Origin of the sequence: Pseudomonas sp. Irchel s3h14, from assembly GCF_900187425.1 — a bacterium.
Taxonomy (GTDB): Bacteria; Pseudomonadota; Gammaproteobacteria; order Pseudomonadales; family Pseudomonadaceae; genus Aquipseudomonas.
Map to the genome: position 1 here is coordinate 154709 of NZ_FYDJ01000002.1, position 20594 is coordinate 175302.

At 59.1% G+C, this 20594-nt stretch carries 12 protein-coding genes; 6 read left to right on the forward strand and 6 right to left on the reverse strand.

Annotated elements, in window-relative coordinates:
* Positions 1-62 precede the first annotated feature (62 nt).
* Positions 63-1553, reverse strand: a complete 1491-nt coding sequence (locus tag CKW16_RS04405) for an aldehyde dehydrogenase family protein (RefSeq protein WP_095127377.1) — start codon at positions 1551-1553, stop codon at positions 63-65.
* Between the two features lie 174 nt (positions 1554-1727).
* On the opposite strand from CKW16_RS04405, the gene CKW16_RS04410 reads away from it, so the two are divergent.
* From CKW16_RS04410 to nadE, 3 genes are all read left to right on the forward strand, one after another.
* A complete protein-coding gene (locus CKW16_RS04410; protein ID WP_095127378.1) occupies positions 1728-2639 on the forward strand; it encodes a LysR family transcriptional regulator in 912 nt (303 codons plus the stop codon).
* 233 nt (positions 2640-2872) lie between these two features.
* The gene (gene pncB, locus CKW16_RS04415; RefSeq protein ID WP_095127379.1) at positions 2873-4108 is read left to right on the forward strand and encodes a nicotinate phosphoribosyltransferase; all 1236 of its coding nucleotides are present in this window, start codon (positions 2873-2875) and stop codon (positions 4106-4108) included.
* Between the two features lie 4 nt (positions 4109-4112).
* Positions 4113-4940 (forward strand): ammonia-dependent NAD(+) synthetase, encoded by an 828-nt coding sequence (gene nadE / locus CKW16_RS04420; RefSeq protein WP_095127380.1) that lies wholly within the window; start codon positions 4113-4115, stop codon positions 4938-4940.
* A 183-nt stretch (positions 4941-5123) separates the two neighbouring features.
* Here nadE and azu read toward each other — a convergent pair whose 3' ends face one another.
* Positions 5124-5570, reverse strand: coding sequence for an azurin (azu, locus tag CKW16_RS04425; RefSeq protein ID WP_095127381.1), 447 nt, complete (start codon positions 5568-5570; stop codon positions 5124-5126).
* Between the two features lie 343 nt (positions 5571-5913).
* Between azu and CKW16_RS04430 the strand changes: the two genes are divergently transcribed.
* The gene (locus CKW16_RS04430) at positions 5914-6501 is read left to right on the forward strand and encodes a TIGR00730 family Rossman fold protein (RefSeq protein ID WP_095127382.1); all 588 of its coding nucleotides are present in this window, start codon (positions 5914-5916) and stop codon (positions 6499-6501) included.
* A gap of 68 nt (positions 6502-6569) precedes the next feature.
* Positions 6570-6761, forward strand: a complete 192-nt coding sequence (locus CKW16_RS04435; protein WP_008157021.1) for a hypothetical protein — start codon at positions 6570-6572, stop codon at positions 6759-6761.
* Positions 6762-7001: 240 nt separating this feature from the next.
* Here CKW16_RS04435 and CKW16_RS04440 read toward each other — a convergent pair whose 3' ends face one another.
* From CKW16_RS04440 to CKW16_RS04455, 4 genes are all read right to left on the reverse strand, one after another.
* The gene (locus CKW16_RS04440; protein WP_095127383.1) at positions 7002-7892 is read right to left on the reverse strand and encodes a transglutaminase family protein; all 891 of its coding nucleotides are present in this window, start codon (positions 7890-7892) and stop codon (positions 7002-7004) included.
* Positions 7892-10378 (reverse strand): circularly permuted type 2 ATP-grasp protein, encoded by a 2487-nt coding sequence (locus CKW16_RS04445; RefSeq protein WP_095127384.1) that lies wholly within the window; start codon positions 10376-10378, stop codon positions 7892-7894. Before CKW16_RS04445 ends, CKW16_RS04440 begins: the two co-directional genes overlap by 1 nt.
* 88 nt (positions 10379-10466) lie before the next feature.
* Positions 10467-13742: a DUF2126 domain-containing protein gene (locus tag CKW16_RS04450; protein WP_095127385.1), complete on the reverse strand. Its 3276-nt coding sequence runs from the start codon at positions 13740-13742 to the stop codon at positions 10467-10469.
* Between the two features lie 325 nt (positions 13743-14067).
* Positions 14068-16371, reverse strand: a complete 2304-nt coding sequence (locus tag CKW16_RS04455; RefSeq protein ID WP_095127386.1) for a YgiQ family radical SAM protein — start codon at positions 16369-16371, stop codon at positions 14068-14070.
* A 225-nt stretch (positions 16372-16596) separates the two neighbouring features.
* On the opposite strand from CKW16_RS04455, the gene CKW16_RS04460 reads away from it, so the two are divergent.
* Positions 16597-20571 (forward strand): dermonecrotic toxin domain-containing protein, encoded by a 3975-nt coding sequence (locus tag CKW16_RS04460; RefSeq protein WP_095127387.1) that lies wholly within the window; start codon positions 16597-16599, stop codon positions 20569-20571.
* Positions 20572-20594: the final 23 nt, after the last annotated feature.

Below are 20594 nucleotides of genomic sequence, written 5' to 3' on the forward strand. Positions count from 1 at the left end.
TCGTCGGAACGCCGCCCGGAGCAAGCCCGCTCCCACAGGGGGATTACTGTTCGACTCGAGATTTAGTCGAACGTAATGCCCTGGGCCAACGGCAATTCCAGCGAATAGTTCACGGTGTTGGTCTGACGGCGCATGTAGCCGCGCCATGCATCGGAGCCGGATTCACGACCGCCGCCCGTTTCTTTCTCACCGCCAAACGCCCCGCCGATTTCCGCGCCGCTCGGGCCGATGTTGACGTTGGCGATGCCGCAGTCGCTGCCCACCGCCGACATGAACTGCTCGGCTTCACGCACGTCAGTGGTGAAAATGCACGAGGACAGGCCTTGTGGCACGGCGTTGTTCAGGCGCAGCGCTTCGTCGAAATCCTTGTAACCGATCACGTACAGAATCGGCGCGAAGGTTTCGCCGCAGACCACGTCGCTCTGCTCCGGCATTTCGACGATGGCCGGCGAGACGTAATAAGCGTTAGGGAATTTGTCTTCCAGTTGGCGCTTGCCGCCGAACACCCGGCCGCCTTCGCTCAAGGCCTGCTCAAGCGCATCCTGCATGTTTTCGAAGCTGTGCTTGTCGATCAGCGGACCGATCAGGTTGCCTTCCAGTGGATTGCCGATACGCACTTTGGAGTACGCGGCTTTCAGGCGGGTGACGATTTCTTCTTTCACCGATTCATGGGCAATCAGACGACGCAACGTGGTGCAACGCTGACCGGCAGTGCCGACGGCGCTGAACAGGATGGCCCGTACGGCCATGTCCAGGTCGGCGCTTGGGCCGAGGATCATTGCGTTGTTACCGCCCAGTTCCAGAATGCTGCGAGCAAAACGTGCGGCGATTTTCGGTGCCACTTCGCGGCCCATGCGGGTGCTGCCGGTGGCGCTGATCAGCGCGACACGCGGGTCATCGACCAGAGCTTCGCCAGCATCGCGACCGCCGATGATCACTTGGCTCAGGTGCGGCGGCGCGTCGCTGAAGTTCTTCAGTACGCGGTCGAACAGCGCCTGGCAGGCCAGGGCGGTCAGCGGGGTTTTCTCCGACGGCTTCCAGATCACCGGGTTGCCGCAGACCAGCGCCAGCGCGGTGTTCCAGGCCCAGACCGCAACCGGGAAGTTGAACGCACTGATGACACCAACGACGCCCAGCGGGTGCCAGGTTTCGCGCATGTGGTGGCCAGGACGCTCGGAGGCGATAGTCAAACCGTACAGCTGACGGGACAGGCCGACGGCGAAATCGCAGATGTCGATCATTTCCTGAACTTCACCCAGGCCTTCCTGAGTGATCTTGCCGGCTTCCCAGGACACCAGCTCGCCGAGGTCGGCCTTGTATTCGCGCAAGATATCGCCCAGTTGGCGGACCAGTTCGCCACGGCGCGGGGCCGGGACCTTGCGCCACAATTCGAACGCATGATCTGCACGACTGATGTGCTGCTCGACTTCAGCGGCGCCTTCCCAGTTCACGGCGGCGATCTGGCTGCCATCGATCGGCGAATGCACCGGCACTTTGCCGTTCTGGTACAAGGCCGGGTTAACACCAAGACGATCAAGCAATGCGGCAACCATGGGTCACTCCTCAAGCGAAAAACAGAAAACGTGCAGCCGGATTGATTCGGCTGGTGAGGCCTGTAGTTTTAGCGCTCCCGACGTTACCCAACAAACGACCTTTAAGAGAGATATCATTCCGTTTATTCATGCTGCGAATTGCTGGTAAGAAAGAAACAAGAAAAAGGACAACCAATGCTGAATAAACGCTACTTGCCGTCGATCACCGCGCTGCAGTGTTTTGAGGCCGTAACCCGACATTTGAGCTTCACCCGGGCGGCTGAAGAGCTGAACCTGACCCAGAGCGCTGTCAGCAAACAGGTCGCGCAACTCGAAGAATTGCTGCAGCACCTGTTGTTCCGCCGGGTGCGCCGACGCCTGCAAATGACCCCGGCCGGTGACTTGTACCTGGTGGAGGTCAGAAAAATCCTCACGCAGGTCGAGATGTCGACCCACTACCTGCGCTCCTACGGCGGTGAAACCGAAGTCCTGCGCGTCTCGACGCCTCCGACCTTCGGCGCGCGCTGGCTAGTGCCACGCTTGAAAGGCTGGCGCCTGCGCCATCCCTCGATTCATCTGGACCTGTGCAGCGAACAGGAAGCCGACGATCTGCTGCAAGGTCGCAGCGACCTGGCGTTCTACTTCGGCCAGGGCTCACGCCCCGGCACTGAATGCCTGAAGCTGTTCGGCGAAGAGCTGGTGCCGGTCTGCGCACCGGGCAGCCTGCCGAACACGCCGTTCACCGATCCTACGCAACTCACCGACCTGGTCCTGCTGCAAAACGCCTCCCGGCCCCAGGCTTGGCACGACTGGTTCGACAGTCAGGGCTACCACACCGAACACAGCTACCACGGCCCGCGTTTTGAAACCTTTTACATGTGCATCCGCGCAGCCCAGGTCGGCTGCGGTGTGGCGCTGTTACCGCGTTTTCTGGTGGAAGAGGAATTGGCCGACGGCAAACTGGTCATACCCTGGCAGCACGCAATGCCCAGCACCGATGCCTACTACCTGGCGTATCCGGAGCATTCGGCGGAAGTGCCGAAAGTGCGGGACTTTGTGAAGTGGATGCTGGAGCAGATTGATAGCCCGGATGCGCCGCAAATTTGAAGCTTCACACAATTCCCTGTGGGAGCGGGCTTGCTCGCGAAGGGACCAGCACATTCAACATCAATGTTGACTGGCATGACGCCTTCGCGAGCAAGCCCGCTCCCACAGGGGGATCTGCAGCGGTCTAAAAAATTGCTGGCAATACCCTGCGCGGATATGCGCCACTAGCCCCATTCATTGAAACAGCTGCAACGTCGCTGCCACGGGCCGCGGCCAGCCTGGAGAACCCCGTTATGAGCGAGAGCGTGTTTGGCGATCGCATCGTGCAGAACCTGCTCGACACCGACTTCTACAAACTGACGATGATGCAGGCGGTGCTGCACAACTACCCGAACGTTGAAGTCGAATGGGAGTTTCGTTGCCGTAACAGTGAAGATTTGCGCCCGTACCTGGCGGAAATCCGCTTCCAGATCGAGCGCCTCGCTGAGTTGAGCCTGAGCGCCGACCAGTTGAGTTTCATGGAGCGCATCAGCTTCATGAAGCCGGATTTCCTGCGCTTTCTCGGGTTGTTTCGCTTCAATCTGCGCTACGTCCACACCGGTATCGAAAACGGCGAGCTGTTCATCCGCCTGCGCGGGCCATGGCTGCACGTGATCCTGTTCGAAGTGCCGCTGCTGTCCATCGTCAGCGAAGTGCGCAACCGCTATCGCTACCGTGAGATTGTCCTGGAACAGGCGCGCGAGCAGCTCTACCGCAAGTTCGACTGGCTGACCGCCAACGCCAGCGCGGAGGAATTGTCCGAATTGCAGGTCGCCGATTTCGGCACTCGCCGTCGCTTCTCGTACCGCGTGCAGGAAGAAGTGGTGAACGTGCTCAAGCACGATTTCCCTGGTCGTTTTGTTGGCACCAGCAACGTGCACCTTTCACGTGAGCTGGACATGAAGCCGTTGGGCACCATGGCACACGAATGGATCATGGCCCACCAACAACTCGGCCCGCGGCTGATCGACAGTCAGATTGCCGCCCTCGATTGCTGGGTCCGCGAGTACCGTGGCCTGCTGGGGATTGCCCTCACCGACTGCATCACCACCGATGCCTTTCTCGGCGATTTCGACCTGTACTTCGCCAAGCTGTTTGACGGCTTGCGCCATGATTCCGGTGATCCGGTGCTCTGGGCGGAAAAGGCCATCGCCCACTATCACAAGCTGGGCATCGACCCGATGAGCAAGACGCTGGTGTTCTCCGACAGTCTGACGCTGCCCAAGTCCCTGGAGATTTTTCGGGCGCTGCGCGGTCGGATCAATGTCAGCTTTGGCATCGGCACCAACCTGACGTGCGATATTCCGGGTGTTGAACCGATGAGCATCGTGCTTAAAATGGCCGCCTGCAACGGCCAGCCCGTGGCAAAGATTTCCGATGAGCCTGGCAAGACTCACTGCAAAGACCCGAATTTCGTCGCCTATTTGCGACACGTTTTCAAAGTACCTGCCGCCCTTTCCAGTACATCCAGCATTTCTAGCAAGGAGTGAATTCATGCAAGCCGAACAGCGTGAGATTGCTGAACAGCTCAAGGTCCAGCCGCCGTTCGCCGACCAGGCCGCCCTCGAGGCTGAAGTCACCCGGCGGATCATCTTCATCCAGGACTGCCTGGTCAATTCCGGGCTCAAGACCCTGGTACTCGGCATCAGCGGTGGGGTCGATTCCCTGACCGCCGGCCTGCTGGCCCAGCGTGCCATGCGCGAACTGCGCACCCGCACAGGCGACAACAGCTACAAGTTCATCGCCGTGCGCCTGCCGTACGAAACCCAGTTCGACGAACACGACGCCCAGGCTTCGGTGGATTTCATCGCCCCGGACGAGCGCCACACCGTGAACATCGGCCCGGCAGTCAAATCCCTGGCCAGTGAAGTCGCAGCCTTCGAAGGCAAGCATGCGGTCTCGGTGGATTTCGTGCTCGGCAACACCAAGGCGCGGATGCGCATGGTCGCCCAATACACCATCGCCGGCGCGGCCCATGGCCTGGTGATCGGCACCGACCACGCGGCGGAAGCGGTGATGGGTTTCTTCACCAAGTTTGGTGACGGCGCTTGTGACCTGGCGCCACTGAGCGGCCTGGTAAAAAACCAGGTCCGGGACATCGCCCGCAGCTTCGGCGCGCCGGAGTCGCTGGTGGAAAAAATCCCGACGGCCGACCTTGAAGACCTGTCGCCCGGCAAGCCGGACGAAGCGTCCCACGGCGTGACCTACGCCGAGATCGACGCGTTTTTGCATGGCGAGCCGGTGCGTGAGGAAGCGTTCAAGATCATTTGTGACACGTATAAAAAGACTCATCACAAGCGGGTGATGCCGTTCGCGCCTTGATGTGTGAATAAAAAAAGCCCGCTGAAGGCGTTGATCCTCAGCGGGCTTTTCTTTGCCTCAAGCATTTGTTGATGCTGAAGGCCCATTCGCGAGCAAGCCCGCTCCCACATTGGATCTGAGGTGTTCACAAATCCAATGTGGGAGCGGGCTTGCTCGCGAAGAACGATAACGCGGTGGTCCTACTTACTTCAGGGTAACCGTGCCTTTCATCATCGAGATGTGGCCAGGGAACGAGCAGAAGAAACCGTACTTCTCGCCAGCATCGAGCTTCGACACGTCGAAGGTCACCGAGTCGGTTTCCTTGGCGCCGATGATTTTGGTATGGGCGATGATGCGCGCGTCACCTTCCGGCAGGTAGCTCTTCTCGATACCTGCGGCCAGGCCAGCGGTGGCGATCGGCTGCATATCAGCCTCTTTACTCAGCACCCAGTTATGACCCATGACGTTTTTTGGCAGGTTGCCGGAGTGTTTCAGCTCCACGGTGAACGTCTTGCAGCTTTTGTCGATTTCAATGGCCTTGGTGTCAAAGGACATCTGATCAGTCGAGTCGACAGTGACCTTGCATTCGGCAGCCATCAATTGGCTGCTGGCCAGTGTCAGCAGGGATACCGCAACAAGTTTGGCAAACATGGTGAATCTCCAAGGCAGGGTTAACAAAAGTGCGAATGGACAGAAGACTGCCTGAAAACTTCGCAAGTTCCTATGACCTGAATCAAAAATTGTATACAACTTTCGGGCTATGACACCTATCGAAACAATCTACCAGCCAGACGTCTGGGGCGGCCCTATCATCAGGTCGTACTCACTCATCTGGAGCGTCTGTCATGTCCCTTAACAGCTTGTTGCGCAGTTTGCTCGCCGCCTACGCCTGTGGCGCCAGCGGAACCTGTGAAACACCTGAACGCGAAGTGTAGACCTTGGAACGCCGCGTGCCTGCCTTTACTCTGTGGCCATCCTGACCATGGAGTAAGGCATGTCTTTAGCGTCCGTTTGTGTATTTTGCGGTGCCAGCACTGGCACCAACCCGGCTTATCGTGAAGCGGCTGTCGCCTTGGGGCGAGCATTGGCCGAGCGTAAGCTGACTCTGGTCTATGGCGGCGGCGCCGTCGGGCTGATGGGCATCGTCGCCGATGCTGCGCTGGCGGCCGGCGGTGAAGTGATCGGGATCATCCCGCAAAGCCTCAAAGACAAGGAAATCGGTCACAGCGGCCTGACTCGTCTGGAAGTGGTCGACGGCATGCATGCGCGCAAGGCCCGGATGGCCGAGCTCAGTGACGCCTTTATCGCCCTGCCCGGCGGCCTGGGCACGCTGGAAGAACTGTTCGAAGTCTGGACCTGGGGCCAGCTCGGCTACCACGGCAAACCGCTGGGGCTGCTGGAAGTGAACGGTTTCTACAGCAAATTGACGTCTTTTCTCGATCATATCGTCGGCGAAGGCTTCGTTCGCGCACCGCACCGTGACATGCTGCAAGTGAGCGAGTCGCCGCAAACCCTGCTTGATGAACTGGATGCCTGGCAGCCGACAGTGGTGCCAAAGTGGATCGAGCAAAAACCCAGCTAACGGCTGGGCATCGATACAGGGCAGAATACGCGCCGCTCAACCTCACCTTCGACCCCAGAGGATCGCCCATGGCTAAACCCAATTATTCCTTCGCCAAACGTCAGAGAGACTTGGCCAAGGAGCAGAAGAAAGAGGAAAAGCTTCAGCGCAAGAAAGCTACAGCTGAAGAAGAAGCCGCCGCACTGAACCCGGATGCAGAAGGTGAAGTGGCCGCAGAAGATGCTGTTGAAGCACCGAAAGATCAGGCGCCCGACGCCTGAGACCCTCAGGGCCCGATGATCTGATCAGGCCCACCGGATCTGTGTCCAGGGTCAGCAACAATGTTGCTGACCCTCACAGACCAATCTGAAAAATACCCCACCCAGAAATCACCGCACATTCCCCCTGTGGGAGCGGGCTTGCTCGCGAAAGCGGCGGCACATCCAACATCTATGTGACTGACAGACCGCTTTCGCGAGCAAGTCGAATCGTCGCACCGCCGCTCCCACATTAGATCTTCGTTATTCCAATGGCATCACGGTGACTCTAACCTCGGGATCATGACTGCCGCCCCCGAGAATCACCCCGCGCAACGGCGAGACATCGGAAAAATCCCGGCCCCAGGCCAAGGTGATGTGTTCCAGCGCCGGCTGCACGTTGTTGGTCGGGTCGAAATCCACCCAACCGAGCACCGGGCAAAACACTGAAACCCAGGCATGGGACGCATCGGCGCCGATCAGTCGCGGCTGGCCCGGTGGTGGCTGGGTCAGCAGGTAGCCACTGATGTACCGCGCCGCCAACCCACGGGAGCGCACACACGCGAGCATCAGGTGAGCGAAGTCCTGACAAACACCGCGCCGGCGCTCCAGCACTTCCACCAGCGGCGTCGCCACTTGGGTCGCTTCTGCGTCGAAGGTGAATTCGCTGAAGATCTTCTCCATCAGCGCCTGTACACCCAACAGCAGCGGCCGACCCGATGGAAAACAGCTTTCGGAAAACTCGACGAAGTTGCGCTTCAAATGCACATAGGGCGATTCGAACCGGTAACGACACGCTTCCAGCAACTCGGGGGAGAGCGGCTGACTGCTGTAGGTCAGCGCGTTGCGGGTTGCTTCCCAGGCGGGGGATTGACTGAAATCCAGCGCAGGTCGGGCCAGCACTTCGACGGTGAGCCGGGCATTGACCAGCAATTCATCATGCGGCCGCTCAAACGCCAACCGGGTCAGCGGATTACCGAATACATCCAGCTCATCGCGGCGCGAAGTCGGGTCGGGACTGATCTGCAATTGCTGCTCGGTGCAGCGCTGCCAGGCACACGACCGCGGCCACAGGTGCGCAAGCTGCTGAGCCAGAGAGACCGGGCTGTCGTAGTGATAATGGGTGTCGTGGAGAATCTGGTAATGGGCGCTCATCAGACGGACACCGTGCGTTGGCTGACGTCATCGACATGGGCGAAATGGCGCAAGGCCAGACGATCCGACACTTGCCCGCTGGCGTCGGCGATCTCTTGCAACAGGTCGGCCAGCCCCTCAATGGCCGCCCGAACGCTGGCTTCGCCGAACAGCGAGTTCTCCAGGCATCCCAGATCGAACTGCGCCAAGCGTTCCACCAACTGCGGTAACCCTGCTTCGCGAGGTACGCCGAAGTCGTCATTCAAGCGTTTCAAGGTACGCGTCACCAGTTTCAACTGAAACAGCACGGCGTGGGGGTTCTGCTCGTCGAGCAGCAACAGGTCAAGCACCGGGATCAGTTGCGCCACCGCCAGATACCGCGAACGGTAAGTGATGCTGCTGTTGCCCAGCTCCAGCAGCCATTCCAGGCCGGCCTGATCGAAAGCGCCGGCACCGCGCAGAAACGCCGCCAGGCTGGCGCTGAGAAATTGCAGACGTTCGATCCGGCGGCCGATCATCAGGAAGCGCCAGCCTTCGTCCCGGGTCATGTCGTCGAGGGCGAAACCGGATAATGCCGCCAGGGACATCACCAGACGGTTGAGGAAATCCAGCAATTCGCCGAAATCCGGCTCTTCAGCTTCCAGCTCCATGGCTTCGCGCTGCAGCTCCACCAGCGCTTGCCAGTTTTCCCGCGAGAGCTTGCCGCGCACCTGCGAGGCCGCCCACTGCAAACGTTGCAGGTTGGAGCGCAGGCTGAACGACCAGTCATCGCCGAGCAATGCCGCCATTAAACGCTCCGGCAACTCGCCTTCATCGGGCAACAACATCAACCGTTCACCCAGATCGACCGCCGCCTCCAGGGCTTGCGGATCATCGCCATCGACGTAACGCGCCAGCATGATCCGCAGCAGCCGCGCGCTGTCATCGCAGCGCTCGCAATAACGGCCGAACCAGAACAGGTTTTCCACCACTCGCGAAGGCAGATACGGATCGCGTCGCACCAGGTCGTGCACACCGATCGTGCGCTGGGTTTTCCACTGCTCACCGCTCGGCGGGCGATCGCCCAGCACCCAGGTGTCTTTGCTCGCGCCACCCCGTTGCATGGACACCACTTCGGCGTCAGCCTCGGCGGCAACGCGAGTGAGGCCGCCGGGCAGAACCCGATAGCCCTCACGACTGGCCACTGCGTACACGCGCATGCCGATGGCCCGAGGTTGCAGATGACCGTCTTCAGCCTGCCAGATCGGGGCTTGAGAGAGCTGAGCCAATTCTTGCGCGACATAGGCGTAAGGCCGGGCCTGCATGCGCTCGGCCAGCTCCTGACGCTGTTTCTCACTCAATTCGCGCCCAAATACCGGAGTGAAGCTCTGTGACGGGAAAGCCGGTTTGATCAACAACTCCGGCAATTTTTCCAGGGCCTGAGCCAGCACCGGTGCTTCACCGCACCACCAGGTCGCGATGGAGGGCAGAATCAGTTCTTCGCCGAACAGGAATTGATTGATCTTCGGCAGGAAGCCCAACAATCCCGGCGACTCCAGCACGCCGCTACCGAGGGCATTGGCCACCAGCACCCGCCCTCGACGTACCGCTTCCAACAATCCAGGCACACCAAGGGCCGAGTCAGTGCGCAGCTCCAGCGGATCGCAGAAGTCATCGTCGAGCCGTCGCATGATCGCGTGGACCCGGCGCAGTCCGCTCAAGGTTTTCAGGTAGACCGTGGCATCCCGGACAGTCAGGTCGCCGCCCTCTACCAGCGGATAACCGAGCTGGCGCGCCAGATACAGATGTTCGAAATAGCTTTCGTTGAAACGTCCCGGTGTGAGCAGCACGATCAGCGGCGCTTCGTCATCACTCGGCGCCTGACGGGCCAGGGTTTCCTGAAGCGTGCGGAAGAATCCGGCCAGGTGCTGCACTTTCAAATCCCGGTACAACTCGGGAAAGGCCCGGGACACGATGGTGCGGTTTTCCAGTGCATAACCGGCACCGGATGGCGCTTGCGTGCGGTCCGCCGTGACCCACCAGCGACCGTCGGGCGTACGTGCCAGATCTACGGCGTACAGATGCAGAAAAGCCCCGTCGGGCGGTGTGATGCCCTGACAGGGCCAGAGGAAATTGTTGTGACCGAAAACCAGCTCAGCAGGCAGAAGGCCCTCGGCGATCAAGCGTTGCGGGCCGTACAGATCTGCCAGCACAGCATTGAGCAAGCGTGCCCGCTGGGCGATCCCGGCCGATAACTGCTGCCATTCATCAGCCGCAATCACGTGCGGTAGCAGATCGAGTTCCCACGGCCGATCGGCACCCTTAGGGTCGGCGTAGACGTTGTAAGTCACGCCGTTTTCCTGGATCTGCCGGGTCAGCAGCGCCTGACGCTGCACCAATTGCGTTGGTGTGCTGCGTTGCAATTGGTCGAACAACCGACGCCAATGCGGGCGCACGGCGCCGCTGTCGTCGAGCAGTTCATGATAAGTGCCCGCCGTCAGCGGGTAGCGGTCAAGCAGGTCAGGCATGGAAAGCTCGGCAGACAGCAAAGAACGGTCAGACTAACGCAGGCTCATGACGCTCGGATATACGAAAAGTCCGAGCGTCGCGTACGGTTTAGAAGCGTCGTAAATCGAGAGTCATCGGTAGCTCGTCGTTCACTTCCACATTCGGTATAGGAAGTTTCCCAGGGCTGTGTCCGATGCGAAAAAAACGCGCCATCCGCCGGCTCTCCGCCTCATTGGCGTTCACCGGCAAGCTGTCGTAGTTGCGCCCGCCCGGATGGGCGACGTGGTACTGACAGCCACCCAGCGAACGCTGCATCCAGGTGTCGAGCAGGTCGAACACCAACGGCGCGTGGACCGGGATGGTCGGTTGCAGGCAGTTGGCCGGTTGCCAGGCGCGGAAGCGCACACCGGCCACAAATTCGCCGACCCGCCCGGTGGGTTGCAAGGGCACCGGGATGCCATTGCAGGTCAGAAGATAACGCTGCGGCGGTAGACCCGTGAGTTTGACCTGCAAGCGTTCCAGCGACGAATCCACATAACGCACCGTGCCGCCGACTGCGCCCTCCTCGCCCAGCACATGCCAGGGTTCCAGCGCCTGACGCAATTCCAGCTCTATACCACTGACGGCGTAATCGCCGACCTTGGGAAAACGGAACTCCAGATGCGCCGCAAACCACTCGGCGCGCACGGGATAACCGGCGGCATTGAGGTCGACGATGACGTCGGCGAAATCCTGTTCGATGAAGTGCGGCAACAGGAAACGATCGTGCAGCTCAGTGCCCCAGCGTGCCAGTTTCGGCGGCGCATAAGGCTCACGCCAGAACCGAGCGACCAGCGCCCGCAGCAACAATTGCTGCGCCAGGCTCATGCGCGCATGAGGTGGCATTTCAAAGGCGCGCAATTCAAGCAATCCAAGGCGACCGGTAGCACCGTCCGGTGAATACAGTTTGTCGATGCAAAACTCGGCACGATGAGTGTTGCCGGTCACGTCGATCAGCAGGTTGCGCAGCAGCCGATCCACCAGCCACGGCGCGCACTCCTCGCCCGGCTCAGGCATCTGGGCGAAGGCGATTTCCAGTTCATACAACGCATCGTTGCGTGCTTCATCGACCCGTGGCGCCTGAGACGTCGGGCCGATGAACAATCCGGAAAACAGGTAGGACAAGGAGGGGTGGTTATGCCAGTAGCTGATCAGGCTGCGCAGCAGATCGGGGCGGCGTAGAAACGGTGAGTCAGCCGGTGTCGCGCCGCCCAGTACGAAATGGTTACCGCCGCCGGTGCCGGTGTGTCGGCCATCGATCATGAATTTTTCGGTGGTCAGTCGGGTCTGGCGTGCCTCTTCATAAAGAAACTCGGTGCGTTCGACCAACTCGTCCCACGTGGCAGACGGTTGCACGTTGACCTCGATCACCCCCGGATCGGGCGTGATACGGAAGTTGCTCAGGCGCAGATCGCTCGGCGGCTCATAGCCTTCCAGCAACACCGGGCAATGCAATTCCTCGGCGGTGGCTTCGATGGCACTGACCAGTTCCAGATAATCCTCGACCCGCTCCAGCGGCGGCATGAACAGGTACAACCGCCCTTCTCGCGCTTCGGCACAGAACGCCGTGCGGGTCAGCCAGTCGGCGGATTCGTCGATCTTTGGCGTGCGTTCATCAGCAACCGCAGGCTCGCCTTGGCTCTGAAGTTGCGCAGTGTCGGGCAGCGCAGGGAAATCCTGATTCGGGTCCACCGGATGAATGAACGGGTACTCCGCCGCTTTCACCCAAGGCTGCGAGCCGAGCGGCAAGCGATAGCCCAGCGGCGAATCCCCCGGCACCAGTCGGCAATGCTCATCGCGCAGATACCAGCGGCCGCTTTGCCACTGATCACCCTTGGCGGTGCGCGCCAGCGGCAGGACCTGACCGATGACTTTGTCCAGCCCCTGGCTGAAGACTTTGCGCAGGCGTGCACGCTCCAACGGTTCTTCAAGACGTGAGTCTTCGGCGCTGACGTTCTGCGGCAACGTGCCTTCGCGCCAGAGGTAATAGAAATTGTCTTCGTAGGCGGGAAATACAAAACGCGTCGGAATTTTCAGGCGTTCGGCGACACTCGCCAGAAAGCGTCCGGCCAACTCGCCATTGGCACCGTAGTCTTGCTGCTCATCGGCGATCAGCGCGCTGTTGTGCCAGATCGGCACATCGTCGCGGCGCCAGTAGCAGTTCAGCGACCAGCGCGGCAATTGCTCGCCGGGGTACCACTTGCCCTGACCGAAATGCACCAGGCCTTTGGGGGCGTAGTGCTTGCGCATGCGCTGGAACAGTTCGGCGGACAGGCGCCGCTTGTCTGGCCCCAGTGCCGCAGTGTTCCACTCGGCACCGTCCGGATCGTCGATGGAAACAAACGTCGGTTCGCCGCCCATGGTCAGGCGTACGTCCCCCTCCAGCAGGTCGGCATCGATCTGCCGTCCCAACGCCTGGATCGCCAGCCATTGGTCTTCGGTGTAGGGCTTCGTTACCCGTGGCGCTTCCCAAATCCGCTCCACCGACATTTCGTGGGTGAATTCGCACTCGCACGGTTCAACCAAGCCACTGATCGGTGCCGCAGAGCCAGGATCGGGGCTACAGGCCAACGGAATGTGTCCTTCACCGGCAAACAGCCCTGACGTTGCGTCCAGGCCGATCCAGCCAGCGCCGGGCAAATAGACCTCGCACCAGGCGTGCAGGTCGGTGAAGTCCACGTCAGTGCCCGACGGGCCGTCGAGGCTTTTGACGTCGGCGGTCAGTTGAATCAGGTAGCCGGAGACGAAACGCGCCGCCAGACCGAGATTGCGCAACAGCTGCACCAGCAACCACGCAGAGTCGCGGCAGGAACCGGAGGCATGTTCGAGGGTATGTTCGGGCGTTTGCACACCTGGCTCCATGCGGATCAGGTAGCCAATGTCTTCACTCAGGCGCTGATTGAGTGCGACGAGGAAATCCACACTGGGCAGCGGCGTGCGGTCGATGCCATCCAGATACGCCTTGAACTTCGGCGTCAGGGGCAAGGTTTCCAGGTACGGCGCCAGTTCCTTGCGCTCATCCGCGGCGTAGGCGAATGGAATCTTTTCCGCGTAGGGCTCAAGGAAAAAGTCGAACGGATTGAAGACCGCCATCTCCGCCAGCAGATCAACTTCGATCCGCAGCTCATCGGTTTTTTCCGGGAACACCAACCGCGCCAGGTAATTGCCCTGGGGGTCTTGCTGCCAGTTGATGAAGTGCTGCTCAGGCGACACTTTCAGCGCGTAGGACAGTATCCGCGTGCGACTGTGGGCGGCCGGGCGCAGGCGAACGATCTGCGGACCGAGCTCGACGGCGCGGTCGTAGCGGTAATGCGTGACGTGGTGCAATGCGACATGAATCGACACGGCGTGCCTCCTGCGAGCCTTAAGCGTATTGGAAAGCGCGCAAGACTTATGCCATCCAGCAGCGCTGGCGCTTTCTCCGGTTGCTTGAGGCAGTACAGCACCAAAATCGGGCGATGCGGGAATTTGGTTTGAGAGGATTGCACGCAAATGTGGCGAGATACCTACGATCGTTCCCACGCTCTGCGTGGGAATGCAGCCCGTGACGCTCCGCGTCACTGGACGCGGAGCGTCCCTTGAGGCATTACCACGCAGAGCGTGGGAACGATCAGCAGACAAAAAAAAACGCCAACCCGAAGGTTGGCGTTCTGTTCAGCTCAAGCAGTGTTTAGCGCGGTACAACCGGCTTGCGCGCAGGCTTCGGTCCCTTGCCTTTGGCCGCGTCCTTGCGATCCTTGGCCGCCTGCTGGTTGCGGGCGAATGCCGCTGCCTTGGCCTGTTCACGCTTGTCCCACGGGTTGCCGCCATCACTGGCGCGCGGTGGCAAGCCCGTATGCTGGGTCAAGATCTTGGTGGTCTTTTCCCCGGCCACTTTATGGCTGCCGGCCGGTGTCGAGTTCTTCCGACGGGCGCTCTGGTAGCTGTCGGTCGCCGGCTGGTGCAGCGGGATCAACTGGTTCTTGCCCGGCCCGATCAGGTCGGCGCGGCCCATGCGGGTCAGCGCTTCACGCAGCATCGGCCAGCCTTTCGGGTCGTGATACCGCAGGAACGCCTTGTGCAGACGACGCTGCTCTTCGCTCTTGACGATGGTCACGGCGTCGCTCTTGTAAGTGACCTTACGCAGCGGGTTCTTGCCCGAGTGGTACATCGCGGTGGCGGTGGCCATCGGCGACGGGTAGAACGCTTGCACCTGGTCGGCACGGAAGCCGTTGCCCTTGAGCCACAAGGCCAGGTTCATCATGTCTTCGTCGGTGGTGCCAGGGTGCGCAGCGATGAAGTACGGAATCAGGTACTGCTCTTTCCCGGCTTCCTTGGAGTACTTCTCGAACATGCGCTTGAACTTGTCATAGCTGCCGATGCCCGGTTTCATCATCTGATTGAGCGGACCTTCCTCGGTGTGTTCCGGGGCGATCTTCAGGTAACCACCGACGTGGTGGGTCACCAGCTCTTTGACGTATTCCGGCGACTCGACCGCGAGGTCGTAGCGCAGGCCGGAAGCGATCAGGATCTTCTTCACACCCGGCAAGGCACGGGCGCTGCGGTACAGCTGGATCAGCGACGAGTGATCGGTGTTCAGGTTCGGGCAAATGCCCGGGAACACGCACGAAGGCTTGCGGCACGCGGATTCGATTTCCGGGGTCTTGCAGGCGATACGGTACATGTTCGCGGTCGGGCCGCCGAGGTCGGAAATGACGCCGGTGAAGCCGGGGACCTTGTCGCGGATCTCTTCGATTTCGCGAATGATCGACTCTTCGGAGCGGTTCTGGATGATCCGGCCTTCGTGCTCGGTGATCGAGCAGAAGGTGCAGCCGCCGAAGCAGCCACGCATGATGTTCACCGAGAAGCGGATCATGTCGTAGGCAGGGATCTTTTCCTTGCCATACGCCGGGTGCGGAATGCGCGCATAGGGCATGCCGAACACGTAGTCCATTTCTTCGGTGGTCATCGGAATCGGAGGCGGGTTGAACCAGACATCGACTTCGCCGTGCTTCTGCACCAGCGCACGGGCGTTGCCCGGGTTGGTTTCCAGGTGAAGCACGCGGTTGGCGTGAGCATAAAGAACCGCGTCACCGCGGACTTTCTCAACCGAAGGCAGACGAATCACGGTCTTGTCGCGAGTCATCTTCGGACTGGCCAGGATCTGTACGACCTTGGCTTCGCTCGGGTCTTCAACCGGGCCTTTTTCCTGCTCGATGGCACAGGCTTGGGTGTCTTGGGTATTTACGTACGGGTTGATGATCTTGTCGATCTTGCCCGGACGGTCGATGCGCGTGGAATCGACTTCGTACCAGTCTTTCGGCGTGTCGCGACGGATGAACGCGGTGCCGCGCACATCGGTGATGTCTTCGATCTTGTGACCATAGGACAGACGCTGGGCGACTTCGACGATCGCACGCTCGGCGTTGCCGTAGAGCAGGATGTCGGCGCAGGCGTCGATCAGGATCGAGTTGCGCACCCGGTCCTGCCAGTAATCGTAGTGAGCGATGCGGCGCAGCGAAGCTTCGATGCCACCGAGCACGATCGGAACGTGATTGTAGGCTTCCTTGCAGCGCTGGCTGTAAACCAGGCTCGCGCGGTCCGGACGTTTGCCCGCCATGCCGCCGGGAGTGTAGGCGTCATCGGAGCGGATTTTTTTGTCGGCGGTGTAGCGGTTGATCATCGAGTCCATGTTGCCGGCCGCGACGCCGAAGAACAGGTTCGGCTCGCCGAGCTTCATGAAGTCGTCTTTGGACTGCCAGTTTGGCTGGGCAATGATCCCGACGCGGAAGCCTTGCGACTCCAGCAGCCGGCCGATAATTGCCATGCCGAACGATGGATGGTCAACGTACGCATCACCGGTGACGATGATGATGTCGCATGAATCCCAGCCAAGCTGATCCATCTCCTCCCTGCTCATCGGCAGGAATGGCGCTGGACCGAAGCATTCGGCCCAGTACTTGGGATAGTCAAATAACGGCTTGGCTGTTTGCATGACGATGACCGGTGTTGAGATGAAAAATCGCGGGGGCGGAATATAGCACAAAAAATAACCAATTCCGACAATAGCGGTCGGCTTTTACCATCAGGTCTGCCCCTGACCGATACATCACATTTCGCTGAGCACATGTCACTACATAGATATTCTTCAAGAAAAAATCCCGCGGGTAGTCTGGCGCTTCAACTACCAGGCTGGCTTATCCAGAGCCACGGAGCTCTCTTGAACGATTCGACTTTACTCAACAAAGTCCCCGCACCTATCCCGCCCCCCCTATCTGCTCATGCAAGCTTCATCCAGAGCAAGCTGCCTGGCTGGCTAGTCGAGGGATCACCTGAACAGCGCAAAACGTTTCGCGCCTGCCTGCTCAAAAGCAATGCAGCCAGGCAGGCGTTGGCCCCCGTCTTCGAAGATCTGAAAAACCCCTTGAACTTTGCCCGAACCTTGTTGAGCGAAAAGCTCACAGGACACCTGGGATCGCTGGACGCTGAAAAATCCACACTGCTACGCGAGTGGAAGAACTCCCACCTCTTGGGGCTGATCAAAACACACCATAAAACCACCGAACAATCGCTTGTAGACGCCGCTCTGCAGAACTTCGAACCTTCCGAAGCCGTGAGCGGTGGTTTTGAAGCGGGATCGGCCATCTATGTGTCCGGGTACGACGAAAAGAAAAAAAGCGCTGTCAGCCCAGAGCACTTCGCCAGGGTTTGTCGCGAGCTGGACATCGGCATGCAGTACCAGAGACACATCAGCGAAATACTGGAACCTTCTGCGACTGCGGGAACAACCGCCACTCGCTCGGCAAACCAGATAAAAGCCCTGATCAGGAACGACGACCAAAATACCTTTGAGGCGGCGATCCACGTCGCCCTGATGAAGAAGTCCATCAGCACAGATCTTTACGCGCTATTACTCGAATTGAGTCCCGTCGGCAGTCATAAGGACTTGATCTGTTCACACCTGACCCTGGACGGCATAGCCCTGCCAGGCATCCTGATGTTTCGGGACAAATGGCCTCAGATTAAACACGTTCTTTACATTCCCGATGATCCCGATGACGCGATCAAACGATATGACTCGTATGGCGATCTCCAAACAGCCCTGGCAATCAAACTGGAGGCGCTCTCTTACCGGAAGTTCTTCAATCGCTTCATTCCGTTTGAGCGCCAGGGAACGCCGCTGACCACAGGCACTTTGTGGTCAGGCGCAAACCGTCTTGGTAATCCGTCTTTTGCCAAACCCTTGGCGCGCGTGGATATTGCCGGTGACTTCTATGAAACGGTCTTCAAGCATCGCATTGCCCACCTGAAAGCTGACGCACGTGTGCTGTCGGTCCCCACGGCAGATGCCAACACCGCCGGCAGCTTGAAAAAACGTCAGGAGCTCGAAGCAGCAGGAGAGTCGCTGTTATTTTTCGCCGCATCCTTCATACCGATCATCGGGGAAGTGATGCTGGCGGTAACAGCCTTGCAGTTACTCAACTCTGTCTATCATGGCGTTGCCGCCTGGAGTCGTGGCGATACCGATGAAGCACTGAATGATCTGCTGGATGTCGCAGACGCCGCTGCCCTGGGCATCATCACGGCCGGCGCAATCAAAACCACCGGGCTCGCCACCAACTTGGTAAGAATCAGGTTGCGCAACAATAGCGAACGACTCTGGCACCCCGATCTGACGCCCTATCGTCAGGCACTTCAACTACCTGAGAACATCCACCCCGACGCTCAAGGGCTTTATAACCACAACGCAAAAACCTATGTAGCACTGGAAGACCATTTCTATGAAGTAAAGGTCGACATCGCCAACCAGCAGTGGGAGTTGCAACACCCCTCTGACCCAAACGGGCATACCCCACAGATGTTGCACAACGGTGCCGCCGGATGGCGTCATCTGCACGAGAACCCAACATCTTGGGATGAGTTGAAACTGATCAGGCGCCTTGGCACTGTCGCACGCAATATCCGACAAGAAGCCGTCGAGCCCATTCTGCTGGTCAGCGGATTAGACAGATTGGCTCTCATTGAACTTCATCTGAACACTGAACGCCCGCCCGCACTCTTGACCGATGTATTAAAGCGCTTTGATTTGAAGCGGGAAATAAAAGATTTCAAGATAGAGCGTAGCAAAGGCACTAAAACCAGCCCTTACTCACCGTTCATCTTGCTGCACCTGCTCACCACACTGAGCGGCTGGCCAACCACTCGACGCCTGACTGTCGTCGATGGGACTGAAACGCTTTTTACTTTTGGTGCCTCCGCCAATACAACACAGCCCGAACTTGGATTGACCTACGCTCAACTCAGAAATGGAGAACTAATAGACACCGTTGTCGAGAAGCTGAGAACGGATGAGCTCAATGAACTGTTCAACGGGCTGGCGCCGTCCACGGCCACTAACGCAGAGCGCCTGGCGCAGCGTCTCGAGACCCATCTTGCGGTAACAAAAGACCTGCTGTTCCCACAGATTTATGCGCTGACCGAACAACCGGAAACCGTAATACAGGAACACATTCGCACGAAGAACCCAACGCTTCCAAAAAGCTATCTGCAGCAGTTAACGCTCAGCATCAGCCGACAGGAAGAACAACAAATCGTGCGGGAAAAACAGTTGCTGCCACTCATGGAAAAGGAAGCAGCCGAGTACTCCAGAGAAATTGAAACAGTACGTATTTATGAGGGTCTTTATCTTGATTCCGCTCGCCCTCTTAACACTGACCAACTCATCCTCACTAGCCTTGAGCAATTGCCCAACTGGGCCGACTCAGTGCGTATCGAAATGCGCGATAGAACCCTCAACGGCACATTGCTGAGCAGCGTCGGCAGTGACACGGCCGTTCATCGCAGAGTTCTGGTTCGAGAAGGCGCGCAGTACAGGGCTTACGATGCTGTGGGAAATCTGCTTAATGGACTGGCCGACCTCTACAACTCGATCAAAGCGGTCCTACCCGAAACTGAACGCCTTGCCTTGGGCAGAGATGACAACCGGTGGTCTGACCGTGTGAAGAGCGCGCTCAACAACGTCATAGAGCGTCTGCACAAACAACCTCTGGCTATTCGGGAAGGTACTGCGTCATGGGCTACCGAGCCCGTAAACCCGGGCTTCCCCCTTGACACCCATTTTGCCCGACAAGAAACACCGACGAACCTGTCGCTACGCGCAGACGGAGTCTATGAACAGCCCCCCCTACAAGGTGGCATGTACAAATACTACGTGCTGGAAAACCGCCTGTACTATCAGGTGCAGTACGCCAAACCGGGTTGGCAAGTCATTGATGCGCGCAGCCCCTATCGAGCGTACAAGCCCTACGCACGACAAAAGGTTGGGGGCGGCTGGGAGATCGATTCCGATATGGGATTACCGGGCGGCACACCGGGCGTTGCCTCGTCAAGACACCTCGATATCCCGGAGGAGACAAGCGGCAGCTATCACAGCGCCACCGAATACATCATGCCTGTGCCATTCACTGCCGCCGAACGCGACCGCATGTCCAGCATCAGTTCCTTTCAACAGGCCCCCAACACTCTCGGTGGCTATGATCGCGCCAACAACGGCCGCTACCCTATCAGGGATCTGCAAGGGCAGCCGTTGCGTATCAAAAAAATTCAGCAACAGGCCAAATCTGCTTATGGCGCCACCCGCTATGGGGCCGCAGCAGTCAAACCTTACATTCAATGGGAAAGCTTCGAAGGTGCTGCCAACCTGTACGAAGAAAAATTGGCGCTACGCAAATTCACCGCAGCCGACTGCAAGGCGCCCGAAGAAAGAACCTTGATCGGGCAAGACATGGTGAGCAGCAAAAAGCCGCTGGCTAAAGGGGAGATTCTTGGCGTCTATGGCGGAGGATTGATTCCCGGTTATGTCGGTGTTGCCAGAAAGGACCCGTTCCTCATCGACGTACTGCCTAGAAAGCTGTTCACCCACACCAAGCGCCATAACGTTCTGTTGTCGGGAGACAACGTACTGTCCCGAATGAATACCATCTTTGAGTACAAGCAGGGCAAACCGACACGACAGGCAGCAGCAGGTTACAACGTCGAAGCCGTGCCGTTTGACGTGGAGGTTCAAGCCCAAGGCGGGCGCAAGGAAAACTACCTGCTGTATGCGTTCTTTGCCATCGACGACATTCCCGTCGACAACGAACTGCGCTGGAACTATGGCTACACCGAGCCAGCGATCAGAGCCCTGTTCCGCTGAAACAGGTCATCAACCGCCGGCAC